This is a genomic window from Kosakonia sp. LAM2021, assembly GCF_016620385.1.
Classification (GTDB): Bacteria; Pseudomonadota; Gammaproteobacteria; order Enterobacterales; family Enterobacteriaceae; genus Kosakonia; species Kosakonia sacchari.
In genome coordinates, this window is the sequence record NZ_JAENHT010000001.1 from 1,083,313 (window position 1) to 1,106,615 (window position 23,303).

Sequence of the window (23,303 nt, forward strand, 5' to 3'; positions counted from 1 at the left end):
AAAGCCATACCCTATGTGAAAGGCGAAACGACTGCAATGTAAAGATGGTAATGGCGGTAACATCCTTGCAAAATATGCGGCTTTTTTGCCCGTTTACCTGACTAAATTGCCCGCGCATGCGATGGCTTGTTGAATATGATTGCTATTTGCATTTAAAATCTAGTTCTGGATTTTTAACTGACACGATTATGACTTCAATGACCCTCGATTTACCTCGCCGCTTTCCCTGGCCGACGCTGTTATCTGTTGGTATCCACGGCGCCGTCGTGGCGGGTCTGCTCTATACATCGGTACATCAGGTTGTTGAACTGCCCGCACCTGCGCAGCCCATTACAGTCACGATGGTGGCGCCTGCCGATCTGGAACCGCCTCAGGTTGCTCAACCGCCGGAGCCGGTGGTCGAGCCGGAACCCGAGCCAGAACCGGTTCCTGAGCCACCGAAAGAAGCGCCAGTGGTGATTGAAAAGCCCAAACCGCAGCCCAAACCGAAACCAAAGCCGAAACCGGAGAAAAAGGTCGAGCAGCCGAAGCGCGAAACGAAACCCGTAACGCCGCAACCGGCCTCGCCGTTCCAGAATAACGCGCCCGCGCGCCCGGTCGCGAATCCAACACCGTCGGCGGCAACCCAGCCAGCGCCGGCTGTTCCTGCCGGTCCGCGCGCGTTGAGCCGCAATCAGCCGCAGTATCCGGCCCGCGCGCAAGCGCTGCGTATCGAAGGTCGGGTAAAAGTGAAGTTTGACGTCACCTCAGATGGCCGTGTGGAGAATGTCGAAGTGCTGTCAGCGCAACCGGCGAATATGTTTGAACGTGAAGTAAAAGCGGCAATGCGCAAGTGGCGTTATGAGGCCGGAAAACCGGGTTCGGGATTAATTGTGAATATTGTGTTCCGCCTGAACGGTGGCGCCTCAATGGAATAAAAAAAGCCTCCGTAAGGAGGCTTTTTTCTTATGCCTGAGGTAACGGGCGCGGTTTACCTTCATTATCCACTGCGACGTAAATAAACAGCGCTTCCGTTGCTTTATACCGCTGACCAATGGGCTCAGATGAGACTTTCTTCACCCACACTTCAATATTAATCGTCACTGACGTGTTGCCCCGTTTAACGCAGCGTGCGTAGCAGCACACCACGTCGCCCACCGCGACCGGGCGAAGAAACGTCATGCCGTCAACGCGCACCGTCACCACGCGACCATGCGCAATTTCCTTGGCTTGTATTGCCCCGCCAATATCCATTTGTGACATTAACCAGCCGCCGAAGATATCGCCGTTGGCATTGGTGTCTGCTGGCATTGCTAATGTGCGTAAAACAAGATCTCCCTGGGGAGTGTCCTGAAGGGTTGTCATTGTTATCTCTTCTGCTATGAGGGATTTATGGCGGGATGCTACTACGAATGCGGGACGTTCGGAAAGAAAAAAGCCAGGCGCGATAGCCTGGCTTTCAGTCTCAGGATTTATCGTCCTGCGCGGGCATGTGGCGGTAGATATAAACGCCGCTCAGCACGGTGAAGAGAAGGGTCAGGGCGGTTAAGCCAAACACTTTGAAATTCACCCAGATATTCTGCGGCAGCCAGAAGGCGATGTAGATATTTGCCAGACCACACAGAATAAAGAACAGCGCCCAGGCGATGTTCAGTTTGCCCCAAACCGCCTCCGGCAGCGCGATCTCTTTGCCGAGCATGCGCTGGATCAGCGGCTTTTTCATTACCCACTGACTGAAGAGCAGCGCTGCAGCGAACAGGGCATAAATCACCGTCACCTTCCATTTGATAAACTCATCGTTATGGAAGAAAAGGGTCAACCCGCCGAATACGGCGACCAGCGCAAAAGTTATCAACGCCATCTTTTCCACTTTACGATAGCGCACCCAGCTGTAAATCAGCACGATAGCGGTCGCGATAATCAGCGCAGTGGTCGCCGCATAGATATCGTACAGTTTGTAAAAAGCGAAAAAGACCACCAACGGCAGAAAATCAAGAAACTGCTTCATTCTACGATTCCATCATAAGGGGTTGCCCGCAGACGCAGGCAACCGGAACAATCACGAACGCATCAACATATAGAGGCGGAACAGATAAACCAGCAGCGCCGCTGAAATCAGGTTGCTCAACGTATTGGCAATCACTTCGCCGCCTTCCACAGTGAACACCGCAAAGTTATGTGCGAACAGCAGCAGGACTGTTTTTGCCAGCAACCAACCTATTACCGCCGGAGCCACAAGACGCATATTCGCCCAGGCAAGGCGCATGCTGTTACGCATGGCAGCGAAAATCCCTGTTTTATCCTGCACCACTATCACCGGGGCGAACGCGAGCAGGATCGCCAGAATGACGCCTGGGACAATCACAAACATGATGCCAATTTGCACGATAAACGTGGTCAGCAGGATCAGTAAAAATAGCTTCGGCAACAGTGGCGCACTGGCACCAATCGCCCGCAAGGCGCTGATACGCTGACCCGCAGAAATCATCTGGATCATCAGCAGCACACCACCGACGAGAATGGCGTTGCCCACAAGCCCGGAAAATGTCGACGCCGCAGAGGCGCGCAGCAGCACTTGTTGCTGCTCCGGCGTCATATTCTGCACCAGTTCAAACAACCCGACGCTGCCTGCGAGATTATCCCCTTCACTTAAAATGGAGAGCTGCTCTTCACTGGGCTTAAAGGCGCTCCCCAGCAAGAACGTGATAAACGCACAAAGCAACGCGATCAGTAAAATGGTAACGAACTGATTACGAAAAAAATTCCCCGTGTCACGGTAAACGGACTTCGCCGTGATAGACATGCACTCTCCTTGAGTATAGCGGTGTTAAATTGCGGGCAATTGTACCCCGAATACACTCTCAGTGGCAGCATCGCTGCTTGTATGGAAAAGCATATCTTTGTAAAGAGGCGCTAAACCGTAGCGCGCTCGCGCCCGATCGCAGGCCTCATTGACCTTTCCCTCTTCGCCGGACATCGCAAATTCCCGGCAGGGCGACGGTCTGTTCGCATAAATACTGCAACTAGCCGACTCGCCGGGCGTGCCTTGCAGCGCCGTGCAACGGCTCTGCTTTTGGTTGGTTCCGCTCATGCAGCGCAGAAAGGGGGTTAGCGGCTCGGTGAGTTGAGCCGGGACAGGGCCGCCAGCGTCATCCGCTTCTGCCCAATAGAAAGAGACTCGAAAATACGCACAACAGGCTCCGCACGACATGCACGGATTGATATCACTCATAGCGCACCTGCATTTAACGACGCATCAACATAAATTGTCAGGCCAATAAATTATCGCTGCCGAAGAATGCGCACAAGATGGGCGAACAGGTATTTTTTTAACCACCTCACAAAGCGAAAATTGATTTAAATACAAAAGTTAATGAGTGTAACGAGTGGTGAAAATTAACCCAGATCAATGAATGTTAAATTACGGGGTCAAGTGTGATCTGTGTTGGATCACTTTGTACTCAGTTATAGGTATATTCACGGCGCGATAAAAACCTTAAACATGGAGTGGATATGAAGAAGTTAGCCGTGGCAGCATTGATCCTGAGTAGTCTTTCTACAGGTGTATACGCGCATGAAGCTGGCGAGTTTTTCATTCGAGCCGGTTCCGCGACGGTACGTCCGACGGAAGGTTCAGATAACGTTTTAGGCGCTCTGGGCAGTTTTAATGTCAGCAACAACACCCAACTTGGTGTGACGATGAGCTGGATGGCGACCGACAATATCGGCGTTGAATTACTGGCCGCGACGCCGTTTCGCCACCGCGTTGGCACCGGTCCAACCGGCGACATCGCCACTGTGCACCACCTGCCGCCGACATTAATGGCGCAGTGGTATTTCGGTGATTCACAGAGCAAATTGCGCCCATACCTTGGGGCAGGCGTAAACTACACCACTTTCTTTGATGAGAAATTTAACGATACCGGGAAAGAGGCCGGGTTGTCGGATTTGAGCCTGAAAGACTCCTGGGGCGTGGCGGGGCAAGCCGGTCTGGATTACTTAATCAACCGCAACTGGCTGATTAACATGTCCGTATGGTGGATGGATATCGATACGGATGTGCGTTTTAAAGCGAATGGTGAGCAACAAAGCGTACATACTCGCCTGGATCCGTGGGTGTTTATGTTCTCTGCCGGTTATCGTTTTTAAGCGCATTGTGGAAACTGGTTTCGCGATAACCAGTTTCCACGCATTTCTGCACCACATCACTATGCGGGCATCTTTCAGCTTATAAAACACCATCGCGCTGCGCACATCAGACACAGAGACACCGTAAGCAGCGGTTAATCTCATTTGTTCAGACACGATGTTGCGCAACCGAAGGCGAAATGACGTATTACGAATGCCAACATCTGACTTTCTTTCACGTAGCTATTGGCGCATTCACAACAAGCCCGCGGACACATTCAGCGCCATAAACGAACGCCCCGAAACGCGCTACTCGCAATAGCGGCAGGTCATATACGCACCCGCGACGCAGAGCGTTAGCGGCACAAAAAAGCTGAAATCCATGCCGGTGAATTCCATCAGCAGCACAATGGCAGTGAGCGGCATTTGCATCGACGAGGCGAGAAAAGCCGCGCCGCCGGTCAATGCGAATTCCGCCATACTGCCATCGGGGAAAAACTGTCCTACCAGAAGGAGCATCAGTGCACCCAGCAGGGCACCGATCGCCAGCCCTGGCGTGAGCAGGCCGCCTTCGGCTCCGCTGCGCAGCACCATCCAGATACTCAACACTTTTAACCCAATCAACATTGCCGCCAGCGGCAGCGTAACGCCTCCGCCAAAACTGAGCTGTACCGGACCGCGGCCGTTGCCTGGTAATTGCGGAAACCAGATTGCGAACAAGCCGAGACAGGCAAAAGCGATAAAACAGAAGACCGGCATTTGCCAGTTGGTTTTCACCTGCGCCCGCGCGTTTTTGGTCATCCGCCGGAACAGACTGGCAGCATAGCCGAACAACGGGCCGGACAAGGTTGCCCAGATAATCAGAGAGAGGGGCGCAGCGGAGGCGGCAAACAGATACTGCCGCTCGTTGCCCAGTACCAGCGATGCCACAAACGCGGCGAGGGCGGAGGTGACAATGGCGGCAATGACCGCATCCCAACTGATTGTGACCAGCAGTACCTCAAGGGTAAAAATCGCGCCCGCCAGCGGGACGTTATACACCGCCGCCAGTCCGGCACCGGCGCCGCAGGAGATCACCAGCCGGGTTTCTTGTGCATTTAACCCGATATGCCGTGCGATCCCACCGCCAAACAGGGCACCGACTTCACGCGGCGCACTTTCTCGCCCGAGCGGCGAGCCCATTGCCACGGTGACAACTTGCAAGAGCGCATGAGTTATGGTGGTGAAAGCAGGCATCGGGCGTTGAACATCTTTTAGCGCAGCGCCAACACTGCCGCGTTTTTTTGCATAGCGTGCCAGGAGCCACCAACCCCAGCCAGCCACCACACCCGCCGCAGCAAGAGAAGCAAAACGGCGCAGGGCGCTGGCATCCGTTACGCCCTGCAGGAACGGCGCGCCGCCAATCAGCGATTGCTGGCTATAACCAAAAGCGAGGTGCTGGCTGGCATGCAGAAGAAGAGCAATCAGCATGCCAGCCGCACCGGAAAGTAGCCCGGTCAGCAGCAGGGCCAGCCAGCGACGTTGCCAGCAGGAATCAGGGAACTCACGCATGGTGTATTTATCGGTCTCATAATTTTTAGGATTATTATTCCACAGAAAATATGAACCTTTTAACAATGCGTCAGGAAAAACATGCGGATAAACAGAAAAGTACACCGCCTGAATCAACAGGCGGTGCGGGAGGTTAACGCGGCAAAGTAGCACCTTTCAGGCTCTGCACAAAGGCTTTCAGTTCAGCCAGCATAGCCGTTGGGTTGGCGAGGTTTTTCTCAATGATTTTCACAATCGCGGAACCGGAAATCGCGCCGGCGGCACCTGCTTCTACGGCAGCGCTAACCTGCTCCGGTGCGGAAATACCGAAGCCCTGCAGCGCAGGCGCAGCGTGATACTCGGTAAGTTTTTCCACCAGATGGTGCAGTGGCAGCGCCGCACGGTTTTCCGCGCCAGTTACCCCGGCGCGCGAAAGCAGGTAAGTGTACCCCCGACCATAGGAGGCAATCTGGCGCAGCAGATCATCGTCCGCGTTTGGCGGGCAGATAAAGATGGGCGCGATATTGTGGCGCAAAGCCGCCTGGCGGAATGGCGCGGACTCTTCAATCGGCACATCCGCCACCAGCACAGAATCGACGCCGACTTTTGCGCACTGGGCATAGAATTCGTCAATTCCCCGGCTGAAAACCAGGTTAGCGTACATCAGCAAGCCAATGGGGATCGTTGGGTGCTTCTGACGAATGGCCGCCAGCATTTCGAAACATTGTGACGGTGTCACGCCTGCGGCAAAGGCGCGCAGCGTGGCGTTTTGAATGGTCGGACCGTCTGCCAGCGGGTCGGAAAACGGGATCCCCAGCTCAAGTGCATCCGCACCCGCCTCAATCAGCGTATCGATGATTTTTAGCGACTGTTCCGGGGACGGATCGCCCAGCGTGACGAAGGGAACGAATGCACCTTCTTTGCGCGCGCTCAGCTGTTTAAATACATTGTCATAGCGTTCCATCAGATTTCCCCTCGCGCTTTCAGGATGTCATGTACGGTAAAAATGTCTTTGTCGCCGCGCCCGGAAAGGTTAACCACCAGCAACTGCTCTTTGTCCGGGTTCTCGCGCATCATTTTTAGCGCATGAGCGAGGGCGTGCGAGGATTCCAGCGCCGGAATGATGCCTTCATGGCGGCACAGAGTTTTGAAGGCGTCCAGCGCTTCGTCATCGGTGATGGAAACATAATCGGCACGACCCGTACTGTTAAGATACGCATGTTGCGGCCCGACAGACGGGAAGTCGAGACCCGCAGAGATAGAGTAAGACTCTTCAATCTGGCCTTCATCTGTCTGCATCATCGGCGATTTCATACCAAAATAGATGCCCACGCGGCCATGCTTCAGCGGCGCGCCATGCTCGCCAGTTTCGATACCGTGACCCGCTGGTTCCACCCCGATCAGGCCAACAGACGTTTCGTCGATAAAGTCGGCGAACATGCCAATAGCATTAGAACCACCGCCCACGCAGGCGATAACGGCATCCGGCAGACGCCCCTCTTTTTCCAGGATCTGTGCTTTGGTCTCTTCGCCGATCATGCGCTGGAACTCGCGCACAATGGTCGGGAACGGGTGCGGACCCGCCGCAGTTCCCAGCATATAGTGCGCGGTTTCATAGCTACCAGACCAGTCGCGCAGCGCCTCGTTACAGGCATCTTTCAGCGTGGCGGAACCGCTATGCACCGGGATCACTTCCGCGCCCATTAAGCGCATGCGGAACACGTTTGGTGACTGGCGTTCCACATCTTTTGCGCCCATATAGATGCGACATTTCAGACCCAGCAGCGCGCTCGCCAGCGCTGAAGCCACGCCATGCTGACCGGCCCCCGTTTCGGCGATAATTTCGGTTTTACCCATGCGTTTCGCCAGCAACGCCTGGCCCAACACCTGGTTGGTTTTGTGCGCGCCGCCATGCAGCAAATCTTCACGCTTGAGGTAAAGTGTGGTGCGCGTACCGGCGGTAATATTCTGGCATTTGGTCAGTGCGGTCGGGCGTCCGGCGTAGTTTTTCAGCAGGTCGTTGAATTGTTGCTGAAACTCAGCATCGCTCTGCGCGCTGACAAAGGCTTCTTCAAGCTGGCGCAGCGCCGGCATCAGGATCTGCGGAACGAACATTCCGCCAAACTCGCCAAAATAGGGATTCAGTAGTGTCGTCATTATCTTCTTTCCTTAATAAGCGCGCAGTGTGTGGAAAACCGAGGCCAGTTTGCTGGCATCTTTGATACCCGGTTCCGACTCCACGCCTGAATTAAAATCGAGTCCGGCACAGCCGGTTTTGGCCGCCTGTACGCAGTTGTCTGCGCTCAGGCCACCAGCAAGAATCACGTTATCCAGCGGTTCACCTGCCAGTAACGACCAGTCGAAACTTTTGCCGCTGCCGCCCTGGCCGTTATCAAACACATATTTATCAACCTGCTGAAAGCGCCGCTCGGGCAGGTTGTCGCCAACGCTGAGCGCTTTCCAGATTTGCGTCTTCGCCGGGAGACGCTCGCGAAGCGAATCGATATAGGCCTGGTCTTCTTCGCCGTGCAGTTGGACGGCAACCAGATTCAGTGCGTTAACTTTTGCCACCACCTCTTCGGGCGCGGCATTACGGAACACACCGACATATTGCAGCGGCGCGGCCTGCATCACCGTTTGTGCTTGCGCTTGCGTTACGGCGCGTGGGGAGCTGGCCACGAAGATCAAGCCGCCATAAATTGCACCGGCCTGATGTGCCGCCTGCGCGTCCTGCGGGCGGGTCAGCCCGCACACTTTGTTTTCACCCAGCAAAACGCGTTTCACTGCCGCATCGAGATCGTCATGGGACATCAGCGCGGAGCCAATCAGGAAACCATTGGCAAAATGGCTGAGTTCACGCACCTGAGCATAGGTATTGATGCCAGATTCGCTGATGACCGTCACACCTGTGCCAAGGCGCGGTGCGAGCTCACGGGTGCGGTTCAAATCGATGGAAAGGTCGCGCAGGTCACGGTTATTGATGCCGACGACTTTCGCTTCCAGCGCGATAGCGCGTTGCAATTCCTCTTCATTACTGACTTCCGTCAGTACGCCCATATTCAGGCTGTGCGCGACGGCAGCAAGCTGGCGGTACTGCTCATCGTCGAGTACCGAAAGCATCAGCAGGCACGCATCTGCCTGGTAGTGACGCGCCAGGTAAATCTGATAAGCGTCGATAATAAAGTCTTTGCACAGGATTGGCTGCGGCGCGATGGCACTGACAATCGGCAGAAAATCAAAACTGCCCTGGAAATATTTTTCATCCGTCAGCACGGAAATCGCCGACGCATGATGTTTGTAGATAGCCGCAATGCGCGCCGGGTCAAAATCATTGCGGATCACGCCCTTTGAGGGCGAGGCTTTTTTGCACTCCAGGATAAACGCTGTTCGCGTACCTTGCAGGGCATCGTAGAAGCGACGCGTGCTTGGCTCGACATCATTCTGAAAACTGGCCAGCGGTTGTTGCTCCTTGCGCGCCGCTACCCATACGGCTTTATCGGCGACGATTTTCGCTAAAACGGTCTGCATTTTTTACCCTCTTGCCGCAAGTGCGGTGACTTTGTCGTAGGCTGCTCCGCTGTGCAGCACATCCAGAACTTTTTGTGCGTTGGCCTGTAAATCCTCTTCGCCGTGCAGACGCATCAGCATGGCGACATTGGCGGCGACGGCGGCTTCATGCGCGGCCTCACCTTTACCCTGGAGTAAGCGTGTCAGAATGTCACGGTTTTCTTCCGGTGTACCGCCAGCCAGCGCCTCCTGATGGTACGGCGTCAGGCCAAAATCCGTGGCGTTGAGTTGGTAACTTTTGATTTCGCCATCGTTCAGCTCGGCAACCAGCGTCGGTGCATGCAGTGACACTTCGTCCATGCCGCCGCTATGAACAACCGCTGCACGCTGATAACCGAGTACGCGCAGGGTTTCGGCAATCGGCAGCACCAGCTCCGGACTGTAGACACCGATCAGTGCCAGCGGCGGATGCGCCGGGTTGATCAACGGGCCGAGCACGTTGAACAGAGTACGAGTTTTTAACTGCTGACGGACCGGCATTGCGTGGCGAAAACCGGTGTGATACTTCGGCGCGAACAGGAAACAGACGCCCAGCTCATCCAGCGCGGTACGCGATTTATCTGCATTCATATCCAGATTGATACCAAATGCCGCCAGCAAATCCGATGAGCCGGAACGGCTCGAAACGCTGCGATTGCCGTGTTTGGCGACTTTCAGGCCGCAAGCAGCAGCGACAAATGCACTGGCGGTGGAAATATTGATGCTGTTGCTGCCGTCGCCGCCGGTGCCAACGATATCGGCAAAAGCATAGTCCGGACGCGGGAATGGCGCGGCATTCTCCAGCAGTGCGGTGGCGGCTCCGGCAATTTCGTTGGGATGCTCACCGCGAATTTTCATACTCACCAGCGCGGCCGCCAGTTGTTCTGGTTTCAGCTCGCCGCGCACCACCGCAGAGAAAAGCTGGTGGCTCTCCTGCTGGCTGAGAGTTTGCGCCTGATAGAGTTTTTCCAGAATCGGTTGCAGCGTATTCGTCTGCTCCAGTTTTTGCAGCGCCCAGGCCAGCGTTTGCTCAAGCAGACGAGCACCTTGCGTGGTCAAAATCGATTCCGGGTGGAACTGGAAACCGCAAACGCGATCGGCGTCGTGACGTACTGCCATCACCATGCCGTTAAAATGGGCATTGATGGTTAATCCCGCCGGGATGTTGCTGCCCACCAGCGAGTGGTAACGCGCAACGGGAAGCGGATTGCTTAAGCCCGCGAACATGGCCTGGCCATCGTGCTCAATGCTTGAGGCTTTGCCGTGCAGGATTTCACCTGCCTGGCCGACGTAGCCGCCATAGGCTTCAACAATCGCCTGGTGACCGAGGCAGATGCCGATAATCGGTAATTTGCCGCGCATCCGCGTCAGCAGTTCCGGCATGCAGCCCGCTTCAGACGGTGCGCCAGGGCCTGGCGAGAGCATCAGCACCGGGTTTTGCATTGTCTGAAGGCGGTCAATCAAGGTTTGCGCCGGAACATGGTTACGGTAAATCACCACGTTATGTCCGCTTGCACGCAGCTGATCCGCCAGGTTGTATGTAAAGGAATCGATGTTATCAAGCAGCAGAATGTCAGCCATCAGAAAGTCTCCTGAGCGTGGTGTGCGGTGGCGATAGCGCGCAGAACCGCGCGGGCTTTATTACGGGTTTCATCGGCTTCAGATTGCGCAACGGAATCCAGCACTACACCTGCGCCTGCCTGTACCGTTGCCACACCGTCCTCCACCCACGCAGAACGAATCACGATGCAGGTATCCAGATCGCCATGTGCGGTGAAATACCCCACCGCGCCGCCGTAGCTACCGCGTCGTGTGCCTTCCGCTTTGGCGATTAACTGCATTGCGCGCACTTTTGGCGCACCGCTCAACGTCCCCATGTTCATGCAGGCGCGGTAGGCATGCAGAACATCAAGATCCTGACGCAGCTCACCCACCACGCGTGAAACCAGGTGCATCACGTAGGAGTAGCGATCGACTTTGGTTAAATCGGCGACATAGCGGCTGCCGGGTGTGCAGATGCGCGCCAGATCATTACGCGCCAGATCCACCAGCATTAAGTGTTCTGACAGCTCTTTGTGGTCGGTACGCATCTCCAGCTCAATGCGGCTGTCGAGATCGCGATCCAGTGAACCATCCGGGCGGCGTCCGCGCGGACGTGTGCCGGCGATAGGGTAGATCTCAATCTGGCGGTTGCTGGCGTCGTATTTCAGCGAGCTTTCCGGTGAGGCGCCGAACAGGGTGAAATCGTTATCCTGCATAAAGAACATGTACGGACTGGGGTTGCTCTTCTTTAGCACTTCGTAAGCCGCCAGCGGTGAAGGGCAAGGCAGGGTGAAGCGGCGAGAAGGCACCACCTGAAAAATCTCGCCCGCGCGAATCGCTTTTTGCATTTCGCGAACCACTGCGCCGTACTCTTCATCACTCTGGTTGCAGTCGCAGCGCATATGTTCAACTTTTTCGACCGGCAGCGGCTCGGCTGGGCGATCCAGTTGCTGGCGCAGGGTGTCGACTCGCTGGAGCAGACGGTCTTTTTCCTGTGCCGACGGGGTAAACAGACTGGCCTGGATACGCGTTTGCTGTTTCTGGTGGTCGATCACCAGCAGGGTTTCGGCAAGATAAAAGCAGTAGTCCGGACAACGGCGATCCTGCGTAAGCTGCGGCAAATCTTCAAAACCGGCCACCAGGTCATACGCGAACAAGCCGCCGAAAAACATGGCTTCGCGTTCATCGGAAGGGACGTCGACCAGGTTTTGTAATAAGCGAAAAGCATCAAACACAGAGAGCGAGCAGAGGCGGGCGTCTTCGTCCAGCAGGCTGCTGACCGGCGGGAATCGTAGTTCGCGCCCATAGGACAGCAAGCTGTTTTCCACCCCGGCAGGCAGCGCGTTATCGAGCAGATCCAGAAGTGCTGTGCCATTTTCGGTTAATGCGGTAATGGTGACAGTGTCACCAAGTGCGGTGATACGCAATGCGCTATCAACCAGTAACAGGCTTTTTAAGTCACTTTTACTGTCAATATCAGCTGATTCCAGCAGCAGAGTTGCCGGGCGGGCAGCGCACAATTGATGGAACAACGCCGTCGGGTTACTGCGGTAGCTGGCGTTGCTGGTGAGAAGTTCGAGTGCTGGTTTTTGCGTTTGCATAGTCGCTCTCATTATTTATTTTGTTCAAAAAAAAGCCCGCTGGGTGAGCGGGCCTGGTATCGGTATGCTGAATGCGCACGTGATCTCACAGCCCTTATCAGGGAGTGCGCCACCAGCGAGTAACAGAGAAATGTGCATTCATGTTTGCGATACCTTGTTGTGTGAACTTGCGTACTAGTTAACTGGTTCAGGAAAAGAAAGTCAACCTCGAATTCAGAAAATATTCTCTGGACTGTATGATAGGCGACAAACCGACGTCCTGATGAATTAGCGGAGCCGCTTTGAGCGACACGAATTACGCCATTATTTACGATCTTCACAGCCATACGACGGCCTCTGACGGTCTGCTTTCCCCCGAACAACTGGTGCATCGCGCGGTAGAAATGCGCGTCGGTACGCTGGCGATAACCGACCACGATACCATCGATGCCATTCCTGCTGCCCGTACGGAAATTGTCCGTGCCGGGCTGGATTTGCAGCTTATCAGTGGCGTAGAGATTTCCACCGTCTGGGAAAACCACGAAATACATATTGTTGGTCTGAATATTGATATTGACCACCCTGCAATGCGCACTTTTTTGCAGGCGCAATCTGAACGCCGGGTTCAGCGGGCGAAGCTGATTGCTGAACGTTTAGAAAAAGCGCACATTCCAGGTGCGTGGGAAGGCGCTCAACGGCTGGCGCAGGGGGCGAACGTAACGCGCGGACACTTTGCGCGTTTCCTGGTGGAACAGGGCAAAGCGAGCAATATTGCCGATGTTTTTAAAAAATATCTTGCGCGAGGGAAAACGGGATACGTTCCTCCCCAGTGGTGTACAATAGAACAAGCTATTGATGTGATTCATCATTCTGGCGGAACGGCGGTAATGGCCCATCCTGGTCGTTATAACCTTTCTGCTAAATGGCTGAAAAGGCTGCTGGCGTATTTTGCACAGTGCGGCGGTGAGGCGATGGAAGTCGCCCAATGTCAGCAGGCTCCCAACGAGCGAACGCAGCTCGCCGCGTATGCCCGTCAGTTTGGTTTACTGGCGTCGCAAGGTTCTGATTTCCATCAGCCTTGCCCCTGGATTGAACTCGGGCGCAAACTCTGGCTTCCGGCCGGTGTTGAGGGCGTATGGCTGAAATGGGAGCAGCCGCAACAGAACAGAGAGAGGGAAGTATGAGTCAATTTTTTTATATTCATCCGGAAAACCCCCAGCCGCGGTTGGTTAACCAGGCGGTAGAAATTGTGCGTAAAGGCGGGGTCATTGTGTACCCCACCGATTCCGGTTATGCGTTGGGCTGTAAAATTGAAGACAAAGGGGCGATGGAGCGCATTTGCCGCATTCGCCACCTGCCGGATGGCCACAACTTCACGCTGATGTGCCGCGATTTATCGGAGCTGTCGACGTATGCTTTTGTCGACAACGTGGCCTTTCGTCTGATTAAAAATAATACGCCCGGCAATTACACGTTTATCCTGAAAGGTACAAAAGAGGTGCCGCGCCGTTTATTACAGGAAAAACGCAAAACGATTGGTCTGCGTGTACCGTCAAACCCTATTGCGCTGGCGCTGCTGGAAACGCTCAACGAACCGATGCTGTCCACCTCGTTAATGCTGCCGGGCAGTGATTTTACTGAATCCGATCCGGATGAAATTAAAGATCGGCTGGAAAAAGTGGTGGATTTAATTATCCACGGGGGCTATCTCGGCCAGCAACCGACGACGGTAGTCGATTTAACGGAATCGACACCAGAGGTTATTCGCGAAGGGGTTGGCGACGTTAAGCCTTTCTTATAATGGCGCAAGCCGCTATACTACGCGGCCATTTCAGCAGCGGCTTCGCCGACCTGATGACCCTATTCGACGCCTGTGAAGGCGACACCTGAAGGAAGCTCTATGAGCGAGAAACTACAGAAAGTGCTGGCGCGAGCTGGCCACGGTTCCCGCCGTGAAATCGAATCTATTATTGAGGCTGGACGCGTAAGCGTGGACGGCAAAATCGCCACACTGGGCGATCGCGTGGAAGTGACGTCTGCTCTGAAAATCCGTATCGACGGTCACCTTATTTCGGTGAAAGAGTCCGTGGAGCAGATCTGCCGCGTGCTGGCGTACTACAAACCGGAAGGCGAACTCTGTACGCGTAACGATCCGGAAGGGCGCCCGACTGTTTTTGATCGTCTACCGAAACTGCGCGGTGCGCGCTGGATCGCGGTAGGTCGCCTCGATGTTAATACCTGCGGCCTGTTGTTGTTTACCACCGATGGTGAACTGGCGAACCGCCTGATGCACCCGAGCCGTGAAGTTGAGCGTGAATACGCGGTACGTGTTTTTGGCGAAGTTGATGACGCGAAATTGCGCGATCTGGCGCGCGGCGTGCAGCTGGAAGATGGCCCGGCGGCGTTCAAAACCATCAAGTTTAGCGGTGGTGAAGGCATTAACCAGTGGTACAACGTCACCCTGACCGAAGGGCGCAACCGTGAAGTGCGTCGCCTGTGGGAAGCGGTTGGTGTTCAGGTCAGTCGCCTGATCCGCGTACGTTACGGCGATATTCCGCTACCAAAAGGTTTGCCTCGCGGCGGCTGGACGGAACTCGATCTGGCGCAAACCAACTACCTGCGCGAGCTGGTGGGGCTGGACGCGGAAACGCAATCCAAAGTGGCCGTGGAGAAAGATCGCCGTCGCATGAAAGCGAACCAGATCCGCCGTGCGGTGAAACGTCACAGCCAGCCGGCTGGCAAGTCCGGTGGTGGTCGTCGCCCCGGCAGTACGCGTAATAAAAACGACTGATCTTAATAAAGAATAAGAGAAAAGGGGCGAAAGCCCCTTTTTTGTTGCTAACTGAAAACCCTGGGCGTGAATCTGGTTTGGTTCAGCCTGATCGCTTGTGCGAAATCTCACGCGCTGGCAGAAGCTGCCTGTTAAGGTTTCAGGCCTTTATCCCAGGGCAAAAAGCTCTTCCTTCGATGACCGTGTACTTACGTTGCGTCAGTAATCGATACCTTGTTGCGCTTTCACTCCCGCTTCAAAAGCGTGTTTCACCGGACGCAATTCGCTGACGGTATCCGCCAGATCAAGAATATCGCGGTGGCAGCCGCGTCCGGTGATAATCACCGTCTGGCTTGCCGGACGTTTGCGTAATGCATTCAGTACCGTTTCCAGCGGCAGGTAATCATAGGCCACCATATAGGTCAGTTCATCCAGCAGCACCATATCCAGCGCGGGATCGGACAGCATTCGTTCGGCATGTTGCCAGACCGCCAGACAGGCTGCGGTGTCGCTTTCGCGGTTTTGCGTATCCCAGGTAAAACCGGTTGCCATGACCTGGAATTCCACGCCCAGCGGTTCCAGTAGGTTGCGTTCGCCGTTTGGCCAGGTCCCTTTGATAAACTGAATGGCGCCCACTTTTTTACCATGCCCGACTGCGCGTGTTGCCGTACCGAACGCGGCGGTGGTTTTCCCTTTACCGTTTCCGGTAAAGACAATAATGATCCCACGCTCATCCTGGGCTGCGGCGACGCGCGCATCTACACGCTCTTTTACGCGCTGCTGACGCTGCTGATATCGTTCTTCGCTCATTGTGAAATTCCTGGTTTGCGACCTGGTTGGGCATCAAAGCTCATACCGGTTTTACGGCGGCTGTCATCGCCCATCAGCCACAGATAAAGCGGCATAATATCGGCGGGGGTTTTCAGTTTTTCTGGATCTTCAGTCGGGAAGGCGCTGGCACGCATTTTGGTGCGCGTACCACCCGGGTTAATACAGTTAACCCGCACGCGGTTTTGATACTCTTCGGCCAGCACCTGCATCATCCCTTCGGTGGCAAATTTCGACACAGCGTAAGCGCCCCAGTTCGCACGCCCCTGGCGACCAACGCTCGAAGAGGTGAAAACCAGAGATCCGCAATCCGATTTAAGTAATAAAGGAAGAAGCGCCTGGGTGAGATAAAAGGTGGCGTTCACGTTGACCTGCATCACCGCGCTCCAGACTGCCGGAACTTGCTCGCTCATTGGCGATACATCCCCGAGTAAACCGGCATTGTGCAACACACCGTCCAGGCGTGGCACCGAGGCTGCAATGGCATCGGCCAGTTGCTGGCACATTTCCGGGGTGCAGTTTGCCATATCAAGGGTAAACCACTGCGCCTGCTGGCCTTCTTGTTCAATCTCACGTGTAACCTGCTGCAGTTTCGCTTCGTTTCGGCCCAGCAGAATAAGGCTCGCACCGTGGCGGGCGTAGGTCAGCGCCGCTTCTTTTCCGATGCCGTCGCTGGCACCGGTCACCAGAATGATGCGATCGTTTAACAAATCACGTTGTGGCTGATAATGCACTCTCTCTCCTCAGGCCGGGGCCTGTTATCGCCTTCACATGTTGGCTTTATGCCTTAAACAGAGGGCTATTTCAATCAGCCTGCGGGAAGGTTGCGCAACCTTTACGAAAAAATTCAGCAACATGGCACATTGTACCAATGGCTTACGCGAGACGTGCCTGCATCGCTCATGTACACTGGTGCGATTGTCGAGAGGTGTAATCGAGGTGGTATGGATGGAATTACTGTCTGAGTATGGCCTGTTTCTGGCCAAAATCGCGACTGTTGTCGTGGCGATTGCCGTGGTGGCCGTGCTGATTGTCAATCTGACACAGCGCAAACGCCAGCGGGGAGAACTGAAAGTCATCCGTTTGAGTGAGCAATATAAAGAGATGCAAGAGGAGATGTCGGTCTCCTTGCTGGATGACCACCAACAGAAACGTTGGCACAAAGCGCAGAAGAAAAAACTGAAGCTGGAAGCAAAAGCGGCAAAAGCGAAGGCGAAGGCCGGCGAACAGCAAGAAAAAGGCGCGCCGCGTGCCTATGTGCTCGATTTCAAAGGCAGCATGGACGCGGGCGAAGTCAATGCATTGCGTGAAGAGATAACGGCAGTGCTGGCGGTGGCAACGCCGCAGGATCAAGTCGTTGTGCGCCTGGAAAGCCCGGGAGGTGTGGTACATGGCTACGGTCTTGCCGCTTCCCAATTACAACGTTTGCGCGACAAGCATATCCCACTAACTATCGCCGTCGACAAAGTGGCTGCCAGCGGCGGTTATATGATGGCCTGTGTGGCCGATAAAATTGTTGCGGCACCGTTCGCGATCATCGGTTCTATCGGCGTGGTGGCGCAGATCCCCAACTTTAACCGCTTCCTTAAAGGCAAAGAGATCGACATTGAGCTGCACACAGCGGGTCAGTTCAAACGAACTCTGACACTGCTTGGTGAAAACACAGAAGAAGGGCGGCAGAAATTTCGCGAAAGCCTGAACGAAACTCACGATCTGTTTAAAGGTTTTGTTCACCAGATGCGCCCTGAACTGGATATTGAAAGCGTGGCGACGGGCGAACACTGGTACGGCTCCCAGGCGCTTGATAAAGGACTGATCGACGCCATTGGCACCAGCGATGACCTGCTGCTGGGGCTTATCGAAGATCACGAAGTGATTGGCGTGCGCTATCAGCAGCGTAAAAAACTGATGGAGCGATTTACGGGCAGTGCGATGGAGAGCATCGATCATTTGCTGATGCGCTGGTGGCAGCGTGGGCAAAAACCAATGATGTAAAAAACGCGAGGCTCAGGCCTCGCGTTTTCTTTAGTCGATCAGATGATATTTTTCAGAAAGTTCATGCGCTAAATATTTGAACATGTTGAATACCGCAGTGCTTTTCGGCGTCGGCAAGCCTTGCTCATCAAGAAAATACTCGCCGCTGAAAACCAGCACGCCGTTACGCTGACTGACGCCGGTTGCGACGATACCGGATAGTGTGTCTTCATGCTCACTGATCAGTTTGTTAGCCAGTTCAAGCAGAGACTGGCGATCGATTGGCTGAGATGTCTCTTGCATTTTTCTACTCCTTAAAAAATTTCGTCAGTTTACCGCTGGCCTGGTTCAGGGGCAAATTTTCCCTGTTTTTGCAAGGGCTTTGCCCGGTCGTTGTGCTGGCGTGATCCGCTTTTGCATGCTAATAAAGTTGCGTAACAAATTTTATCAGGTACAGTGTGACGCTTTCGTCAATCTGGCAACAGATTTGCTTGACATTCGACCGTTATATCGTTGTGCTACTGCGCCCTGGCGCGAAAAAGCCTGTAAACTCAGTCACCTGAACGCTCCGTTTTACGCGCTTTGTTAAAAAAAGGGTTGATATCCATTGACGCCGCCGCAATATTGAATGCTCGTCGCCGGTGGGTCTGAAGCGACATGCGACGAATTTCTGGAAGAATTTAATTAGGTAAAGGTGAATATGGGTAAAGCTCTCGTTATCGTTGAGTCCCCGGCAAAAGCCAAAACGATCAATAAATATCTGGGTAATGACTATGTGGTTAAATCCAGCGTTGGTCATATCCGTGATTTGCCGACCAGTGGATCAGCACCCAAAAAGAGCGCAGACTCAGCCTCCGCCAAAACGGCTAAGAAGCCTAAAAAGGATGAACGCGGCGCTCTTGTCAATCGTATGGGGATCGACCCGTGGCATAACTGGGATGCACATTATGAAGTGCTGCCAGGTAAAGAGAAGGTGGTTTCAGAGCTGAAATCGCTGGCGGAAAAAGCCGACCACATCTATCTCGCAACCGACCTTGACCGCGAAGGGGAAGCCATTGCGTGGCACCTGCGGGAAGTGATTGGCGGCGATGAGAAACGCTACAGCCGCGTAGTGTTTAACGAAATTACCAAGAATGCGATTCGTCAGGCCTTCGAAACGCCGGGCGAACTGAATATTGACCGTGTGAACGCTCAACAGGCGCGCCGTTTTATGGACCGCGTGGTGGGCTACATGGTATCTCCACTGCTGTGGAAGAAAATTGCCCGCGGTCTCTCCGCTGGCCGTGTACAGTCTGTTGCTGTGCGTTTGGTTGTTGAGCGTGAACGCGAAATTAAAGCGTTTGTGCCGGAAGAGTTCTGGGAGATCGACGCTGCTACAGCAACGCCTGGTGGCGATACGCTGCCGCTGCAGGTGACTCATGAAGGTGATAAAGCCTTCCGCCCGGTTAATCGCGAGCAAACCATGGCGGCAGTCAGCCTGCTGGAAAAAGCGCGTTATATGGTGCTGGAGCGGGAAGATAAGCCGACCAGCAGCAAACCGGGTGCACCCTTTATTACCTCTACGCTGCAACAGGCCGCCAGTACGCGTCTGGGTTTTGGCGTCAAGAAAACCATGATGATGGCGCAGCGTTTGTATGAAGCGGGCTACATCACCTATATGCGTACCGACTCGACGAACCTGAGCCAAGATGCCGTGTCGATGGTTCGCAGCTACATTACTGATAACTTTGGTAAAAAGTACCTGCCGGAAAACGCTAATCAGTACGCCAGCAAAGAGAATTCTCAGGAAGCGCACGAAGCCATTCGTCCTTCTGATGTCGCGGTGTTAGCTGAATCGTTAAAAGACATGGAATCCGACGCGCAGAAGCTTTATCAGCTGATCTGGCGCCAGTTTGTCGCCTGTCAGATGACGCCTGCTCAGTATGATTCCACCACGCTGACAGTGGGCGCGGGCGATTTCCGTCTTAAAGCCCGTGGTCGCATCCTGCGTTTTGATGGCTGGACAAAAGTCATGCCCGCGCTGCGCAAAGGCGATGAAGATCGTACGTTGCCTGCGGTGAATAAGGGCGATGTTCTTTCGCTTATAGAGTTAACGCCAGCACAGCACTTTACCAAGCCACCTGCGCGTTTTAGCGAAGCTTCGCTGGTAAAAGAGCTGGAAAAACGCGGTATTGGCCGCCCGTCTACTTATGCGTCGATCATCTCGACCATTCAGGACAGGGGTTATGTGCGTGTTGAAAGCCGCCGTTTCTACGCGGAAAAAATGGGTGAAATCGTTACCGATCGCCTGGAAGAGAATTTCCGCGAACTGATGAATTACGATTTTACCGCACAGATGGAAGACAGCCTCGACCGCGTGGCAAATCACGAAGCGGAATGGCGCAAGGTGCTGGATAGCTTCTTTGGCGATTTCTCTCGCCAACTAGAACAAGCTGAACAGGATCCTGAAGCGGGCGGTATGCGTCCGAACCAGATGGTGCTGACCAGCATCGATTGCCCGACCTGTGGCCGTAAAATGGGTATTCGTACCGCCAGTACCGGGGTTTTCCTCGGCTGTTCCGGCTATGCGTTACCGCCGAAAGAGCGCTGCAAAACCACCATTAACCTGGTGCCGGAAAACGAAGTGCTCAATGTGCTGGAAGGTGACGACGCGGAAACTAACGCGCTGCGCGCCAAACGCCGTTGCCAGAAATGTGGTACGGCGATGGACAGCTACCTGATCGATCCGAAGCGTAAACTGCATGTCTGTGGTAATAACCCGACCTGCGATGGTTACGAGATCGAAGAGGGCGAATTCCGCATCAAAGGGTATGACGGCCCCATCGTTGAGTGTGAAAAATGCGGTTCTGAAATGCACCTGAAAATGGGGCGTTTTGGTAAGTACATGGCTTGCACCAACGACGAGTGTAAAAACACGCGTAAGATCCTGCGTAACGGAGAAGTTGCACCGCCGAAAGAGGATCCGGTGCCGTTGCCTGAGCTGCCATGTGAAAAATCGGATGCCTATTTTGTTCTGCGTGATGGCGCAGCCGGGGTGTTCCTCGCGGCGAATACCTTCCCGAAATCTCGCGAAACACGTGCACCGCTGGTAGAAGAACTGTACCGCTTCCGTGACCGTCTGCCGGAAAAACTGCGTTATCTTGCAGACGCACCGCAGGAAGATCCGCAGGGCAATAAAACCATTGTGCGTTTTAGCCGTAAAACCAGGCAGCAATATGTTGCTTCGGAAAAAGACGGGAAAGCGACCGGGTGGTCAGCGTTTTATATCGACAATAAATGGACTGAAGCTAAAAAGTAGTTTTTTCAGCCATATACCTTCAGGGGCCGGTTTTCCGGCCCTTTTTATTTGCGCGTTATTATTCTTTGTTCGCTGCTATACATGGAAGCTATAAATGATATAGTTGTTATAGCTAACCGCTTTTTTATTATCAAATCGTATTAAGCGATAACCCCGTTTGCGTACTTCGGATGGTCTGTTATGAAACTACAGCAGCTTCGTTATATCGTCGAGGTGGTGAATCACAACCTCAACGTCTCTTCCACGGCGGAAGGGCTCTATACCTCTCAGCCTGGCATCAGTAAACAAGTCCGCATGCTGGAAGATGAACTCGGCATACAAATTTTCGCCCGCAGTGGCAAACATCTCACTCAGGTGACGCCCGCTGGCCAGGAAATTATCCGCATTGCGCGTGAAGTATTATCCAAAGTTGATGCCATTAAATCGGTGGCGGGGGAACACACCTGGCCGGATAAGGGCTCGCTGTATGTTGCGACCACGCATACACAAGCGCGGTATGCATTGCCTAATGTGATCAAAGGGTTTATCGAACGCTATCCGCGCGTTTCATTGCACATGCACCAGGGATCGCCAACACAGATTGCAGAAGCGGTTTCTAAAGGCAATGCTGATTTCGCCATCGCCACCGAAGCGCTGCATTTATATGATGATCTGGTCATGTTACCGTGCTACCACTGGAATCGCTCAATTGTGGTGACACCCGATCACCCACTGGCGTCTAAGCAGTCGGTCAGTATCGATGAGCTGGCGCAATATCCGCTGGTGACTTACACCTTTGGCTTCACCGGTCGTTCGGAGCTCGACACGGCGTTTAATCGTGCAGGGTTGACGCCACGAATCGTTTTCACCGCCACAGATGCAGATGTTATCAAAACGTATGTCAGACTGGGGCTGGGAGTAGGGGTTATTGCCAGCATGGCGGTGGATCCGATCTCCGATCCGGACCTGGTTAAACTGGATGCTCACGAAATTTTCAGCCACAGCACCACTAAAATAGGTTTCCGTCGCAGCACCTTCCTGCGTAGCTATATGTATGATTTTATTCAGCGCTTCGCGCCACATTTAACGCGCGATGTTGTCGATGCAGCTGTGGCGTTGCGTTCTAATGAAGATATTGAAGCGATGTTTAAAGATATTAAGTTGCCGCAGAAATAATGCCGTAGGGTATCTTATCGCCCGAAAAGATACCCATAATGTCTCCTAAAGCCAAATTAGAATTATCTTCATCTTTGATACAATCACCTTTGCGGGTGATTGCCTTCACAATTTTAACGCCGACACTGTCACTATTTAGCGACAAAAATAGAAACTAAATTGCTGCTCTGCAAATTTATTACTTCAATAATTTATTTCGGGTCAAAAGATTAAATATTTCTTTGGAATTGGTGAGTAAATTCACTGGATTTTCGGCTAAAGTTCTTTTAGGATTTGTCTCATCTCATGATTAATTACACCGATTGTTGGTACCCAAAATGATAAGTGATGTCGATTGTACGAGGTTAGCAATGCCATCAGGAAGTGAAGAGCCGCAAAGGGACCCTGAGCTTAAGCGTAAAGCCTGGCTGGCGGTATTTCTTGGCTCTGCCGTATTTTGGGCAGTCGTTGCGTTATTGATCTGGAAATTCTGGGGTTAAAATGGCTATAGCAGGTCGATTCGAACCGGTTAAGCAAGTATGTCAATTACATGACACACCAGCTAAAGCGAAAAAGAAACCTGTGACTTCTATTCCGGCTTCCTGGAAGCTGACGCCGCAGCAGCAAGCTTTTATTGAAGCCTTCTCTGAAGACGACTTCAAAAAACAATAAATATATCATCAGAATAAACGTGGGAATTTATCCCGGCTATTCATTGATGTGCTCTTTTGTACTCTTTAATTAATACACAGCATAAATGAATTGAGTAATGACTCAGTTTTAATGAATAGATTTTCTGGTAATAAATTTATGCGTAATGATTGCGGAATGAAATATTGGTCGTGGTTAGCCGCTTTTTCTGTTTCCATCCTTTTCTGGGGACAGGTTGTCTGGGCTACCCTTCGGTAATGAATTGAAAAACCTCGCATCTGCGAGGTTTTTTTATATCCCTTCTCCTGAAAGATTTTCCCTTTTGTAGCAATTTTGGTTGTTA

General features: G+C 53.5%; 24 protein-coding genes and 1 other annotated feature. Of the genes, 11 read left to right on the top strand and 13 right to left on the bottom strand.

Going from position 1 to position 23,303, the window contains the following annotated elements; all coding sequences use genetic code 11:
- Positions 1-197 precede the first annotated feature (197 nt).
- Positions 198-917, top strand: a complete 720-nt coding sequence (tonB, locus tag JKP81_RS05170; protein ID WP_200551071.1) for a TonB system transport protein TonB — start codon at positions 198-200, stop codon at positions 915-917.
- Between the two features lie 28 nt (positions 918-945).
- On the opposite strand, the gene yciA is transcribed toward tonB, so the two are convergent.
- The 4 genes from yciA to JKP81_RS05190 form a co-directional block, all read right to left on the bottom strand.
- Entirely contained in the window at positions 946-1,344 is a 399-nt protein-coding gene (gene yciA / locus JKP81_RS05175; RefSeq protein WP_017457174.1) for an acyl-CoA thioester hydrolase YciA, read from the bottom strand.
- A gap of 100 nt (positions 1,345-1,444) precedes the next feature.
- A complete protein-coding gene (locus JKP81_RS05180) occupies positions 1,445-1,987 on the bottom strand; it encodes a septation protein A (protein ID WP_200550828.1) in 543 nt (180 codons plus the stop codon).
- Positions 1,988-2,038: 51 nt separating this feature from the next.
- Positions 2,039-2,782, bottom strand: coding sequence for a YciC family protein (locus JKP81_RS05185; protein WP_200550829.1), 744 nt, complete (start codon positions 2,780-2,782; stop codon positions 2,039-2,041).
- 24 nt (positions 2,783-2,806) lie between these two features.
- On the bottom strand, positions 2,807-3,211 hold the full coding sequence (locus tag JKP81_RS05190) for a YkgJ family cysteine cluster protein (RefSeq protein WP_200550830.1): 405 nt from the start codon (positions 3,209-3,211) through the stop codon (positions 2,807-2,809).
- A 281-nt stretch (positions 3,212-3,492) separates the two neighbouring features.
- Here JKP81_RS05190 and ompW point away from each other — a divergent pair, with 281 nt between their 5' ends.
- A complete protein-coding gene (gene ompW / locus JKP81_RS05195) occupies positions 3,493-4,128 on the top strand; it encodes an outer membrane protein OmpW (RefSeq protein ID WP_200550831.1) in 636 nt (211 codons plus the stop codon).
- 288 nt (positions 4,129-4,416) lie between these two features.
- Here ompW and JKP81_RS05200 read toward each other — a convergent pair whose 3' ends face one another.
- The 6 genes from JKP81_RS05200 to JKP81_RS05225 all read right to left on the bottom strand — a co-directional run bounded on the left by JKP81_RS05200 (position 4,417) and on the right by JKP81_RS05225 (position 12,326).
- Positions 4,417-5,658, bottom strand: coding sequence for a chloride channel protein (locus JKP81_RS05200; RefSeq protein WP_234455475.1), 1,242 nt, complete (start codon positions 5,656-5,658; stop codon positions 4,417-4,419).
- Between the two features lie 133 nt (positions 5,659-5,791).
- Positions 5,792-6,601: a tryptophan synthase subunit alpha gene (trpA, locus tag JKP81_RS05205; RefSeq protein ID WP_200550833.1), complete on the bottom strand. Its 810-nt coding sequence runs from the start codon at positions 6,599-6,601 to the stop codon at positions 5,792-5,794.
- Entirely contained in the window at positions 6,601-7,794 is a 1,194-nt protein-coding gene (trpB, locus tag JKP81_RS05210; RefSeq protein ID WP_086868667.1) for a tryptophan synthase subunit beta, read from the bottom strand. The genes trpA and trpB overlap by 1 nt, the downstream gene beginning before the upstream one ends.
- A 12-nt stretch (positions 7,795-7,806) precedes the next feature.
- Positions 7,807-9,165: a bifunctional indole-3-glycerol-phosphate synthase TrpC/phosphoribosylanthranilate isomerase TrpF gene (gene trpCF / locus JKP81_RS05215; RefSeq protein WP_200550834.1), complete on the bottom strand. Its 1,359-nt coding sequence runs from the start codon at positions 9,163-9,165 to the stop codon at positions 7,807-7,809.
- Between the two features lie 3 nt (positions 9,166-9,168).
- Positions 9,169-10,764, bottom strand: a complete 1,596-nt coding sequence (trpD, locus tag JKP81_RS05220) for a bifunctional anthranilate synthase glutamate amidotransferase component TrpG/anthranilate phosphoribosyltransferase TrpD (RefSeq protein ID WP_200550835.1) — start codon at positions 10,762-10,764, stop codon at positions 9,169-9,171.
- Positions 10,764-12,326 (bottom strand): anthranilate synthase component 1, encoded by a 1,563-nt coding sequence (locus tag JKP81_RS05225; RefSeq protein WP_200550836.1) that lies wholly within the window; start codon positions 12,324-12,326, stop codon positions 10,764-10,766. The genes trpD and JKP81_RS05225 overlap by 1 nt, the downstream gene beginning before the upstream one ends.
- A gap of 26 nt (positions 12,327-12,352) precedes the next feature.
- Positions 12,353-12,447: a sequence feature (Trp leader region), on the bottom strand.
- Between the two features lie 160 nt (positions 12,448-12,607).
- On the opposite strand from JKP81_RS05225, the gene rnm reads away from it, so the two are divergent.
- From rnm to rluB, 3 genes are all read left to right on the top strand, one after another.
- Positions 12,608-13,489, top strand: a complete 882-nt coding sequence (gene rnm / locus JKP81_RS05230) for an RNase AM (RefSeq protein WP_200550837.1) — start codon at positions 12,608-12,610, stop codon at positions 13,487-13,489.
- Positions 13,486-14,106 carry an L-threonylcarbamoyladenylate synthase gene (locus JKP81_RS05235; protein WP_200550838.1) on the top strand — a complete coding sequence of 207 codons (621 nt, stop codon included), beginning with the start codon at positions 13,486-13,488 and terminating at the stop codon, positions 14,104-14,106. The genes rnm and JKP81_RS05235 overlap by 4 nt, the downstream gene beginning before the upstream one ends.
- 99 nt (positions 14,107-14,205) lie before the next feature.
- Complete coding sequence (gene rluB / locus JKP81_RS05240; protein ID WP_200550839.1) at positions 14,206-15,096, top strand: 23S rRNA pseudouridine(2605) synthase RluB; 891 nt, start codon at positions 14,206-14,208, stop codon at positions 15,094-15,096.
- A 198-nt stretch (positions 15,097-15,294) separates the two neighbouring features.
- Here rluB and cobO read toward each other — a convergent pair whose 3' ends face one another.
- Positions 15,295-15,885 (bottom strand): cob(I)yrinic acid a,c-diamide adenosyltransferase, encoded by a 591-nt coding sequence (gene cobO, locus JKP81_RS05245; protein ID WP_200550840.1) that lies wholly within the window; start codon positions 15,883-15,885, stop codon positions 15,295-15,297.
- Positions 15,882-16,637 carry a YciK family oxidoreductase gene (locus JKP81_RS05250; protein ID WP_200550841.1) on the bottom strand — a complete coding sequence of 252 codons (756 nt, stop codon included), beginning with the start codon at positions 16,635-16,637 and terminating at the stop codon, positions 15,882-15,884. Before JKP81_RS05250 ends, cobO begins: the two co-directional genes overlap by 4 nt.
- A gap of 214 nt (positions 16,638-16,851) precedes the next feature.
- Between JKP81_RS05250 and sohB the strand changes: the two genes are divergently transcribed.
- Positions 16,852-17,898, top strand: a complete 1,047-nt coding sequence (sohB, locus tag JKP81_RS05255; RefSeq protein ID WP_200550842.1) for a protease SohB — start codon at positions 16,852-16,854, stop codon at positions 17,896-17,898.
- 30 nt (positions 17,899-17,928) lie between these two features.
- Here sohB and JKP81_RS05260 read toward each other — a convergent pair whose 3' ends face one another.
- Positions 17,929-18,180 (bottom strand): YciN family protein, encoded by a 252-nt coding sequence (locus JKP81_RS05260; RefSeq protein WP_200550843.1) that lies wholly within the window; start codon positions 18,178-18,180, stop codon positions 17,929-17,931.
- Positions 18,181-18,577: 397 nt separating this feature from the next.
- On the opposite strand from JKP81_RS05260, the gene topA reads away from it, so the two are divergent.
- The 5 genes from topA to ymiC all read left to right on the top strand — a co-directional run bounded on the left by topA (position 18,578) and on the right by ymiC (position 23,218).
- Positions 18,578-21,175, top strand: a complete 2,598-nt coding sequence (gene topA, locus JKP81_RS05265) for a type I DNA topoisomerase (protein ID WP_200550844.1) — start codon at positions 18,578-18,580, stop codon at positions 21,173-21,175.
- A gap of 180 nt (positions 21,176-21,355) precedes the next feature.
- Positions 21,356-22,330: an HTH-type transcriptional regulator CysB gene (gene cysB / locus JKP81_RS05270; RefSeq protein ID WP_016495871.1), complete on the top strand. Its 975-nt coding sequence runs from the start codon at positions 21,356-21,358 to the stop codon at positions 22,328-22,330.
- A gap of 317 nt (positions 22,331-22,647) precedes the next feature.
- Positions 22,648-22,809: a YmiA family putative membrane protein gene (locus JKP81_RS05275; RefSeq protein ID WP_082071763.1), complete on the top strand. Its 162-nt coding sequence runs from the start codon at positions 22,648-22,650 to the stop codon at positions 22,807-22,809.
- Position 22,810: 1 nt separating this feature from the next.
- The gene (locus JKP81_RS05280; protein WP_200550845.1) at positions 22,811-22,981 is read left to right on the top strand and encodes a hypothetical protein; all 171 of its coding nucleotides are present in this window, start codon (positions 22,811-22,813) and stop codon (positions 22,979-22,981) included.
- Positions 22,982-23,119: 138 nt separating this feature from the next.
- The gene (ymiC, locus tag JKP81_RS23530; RefSeq protein ID WP_234455536.1) at positions 23,120-23,218 is read left to right on the top strand and encodes a small membrane protein YmiC; all 99 of its coding nucleotides are present in this window, start codon (positions 23,120-23,122) and stop codon (positions 23,216-23,218) included.
- The last annotated feature ends 85 nt before the right edge of the window (positions 23,219-23,303 follow it).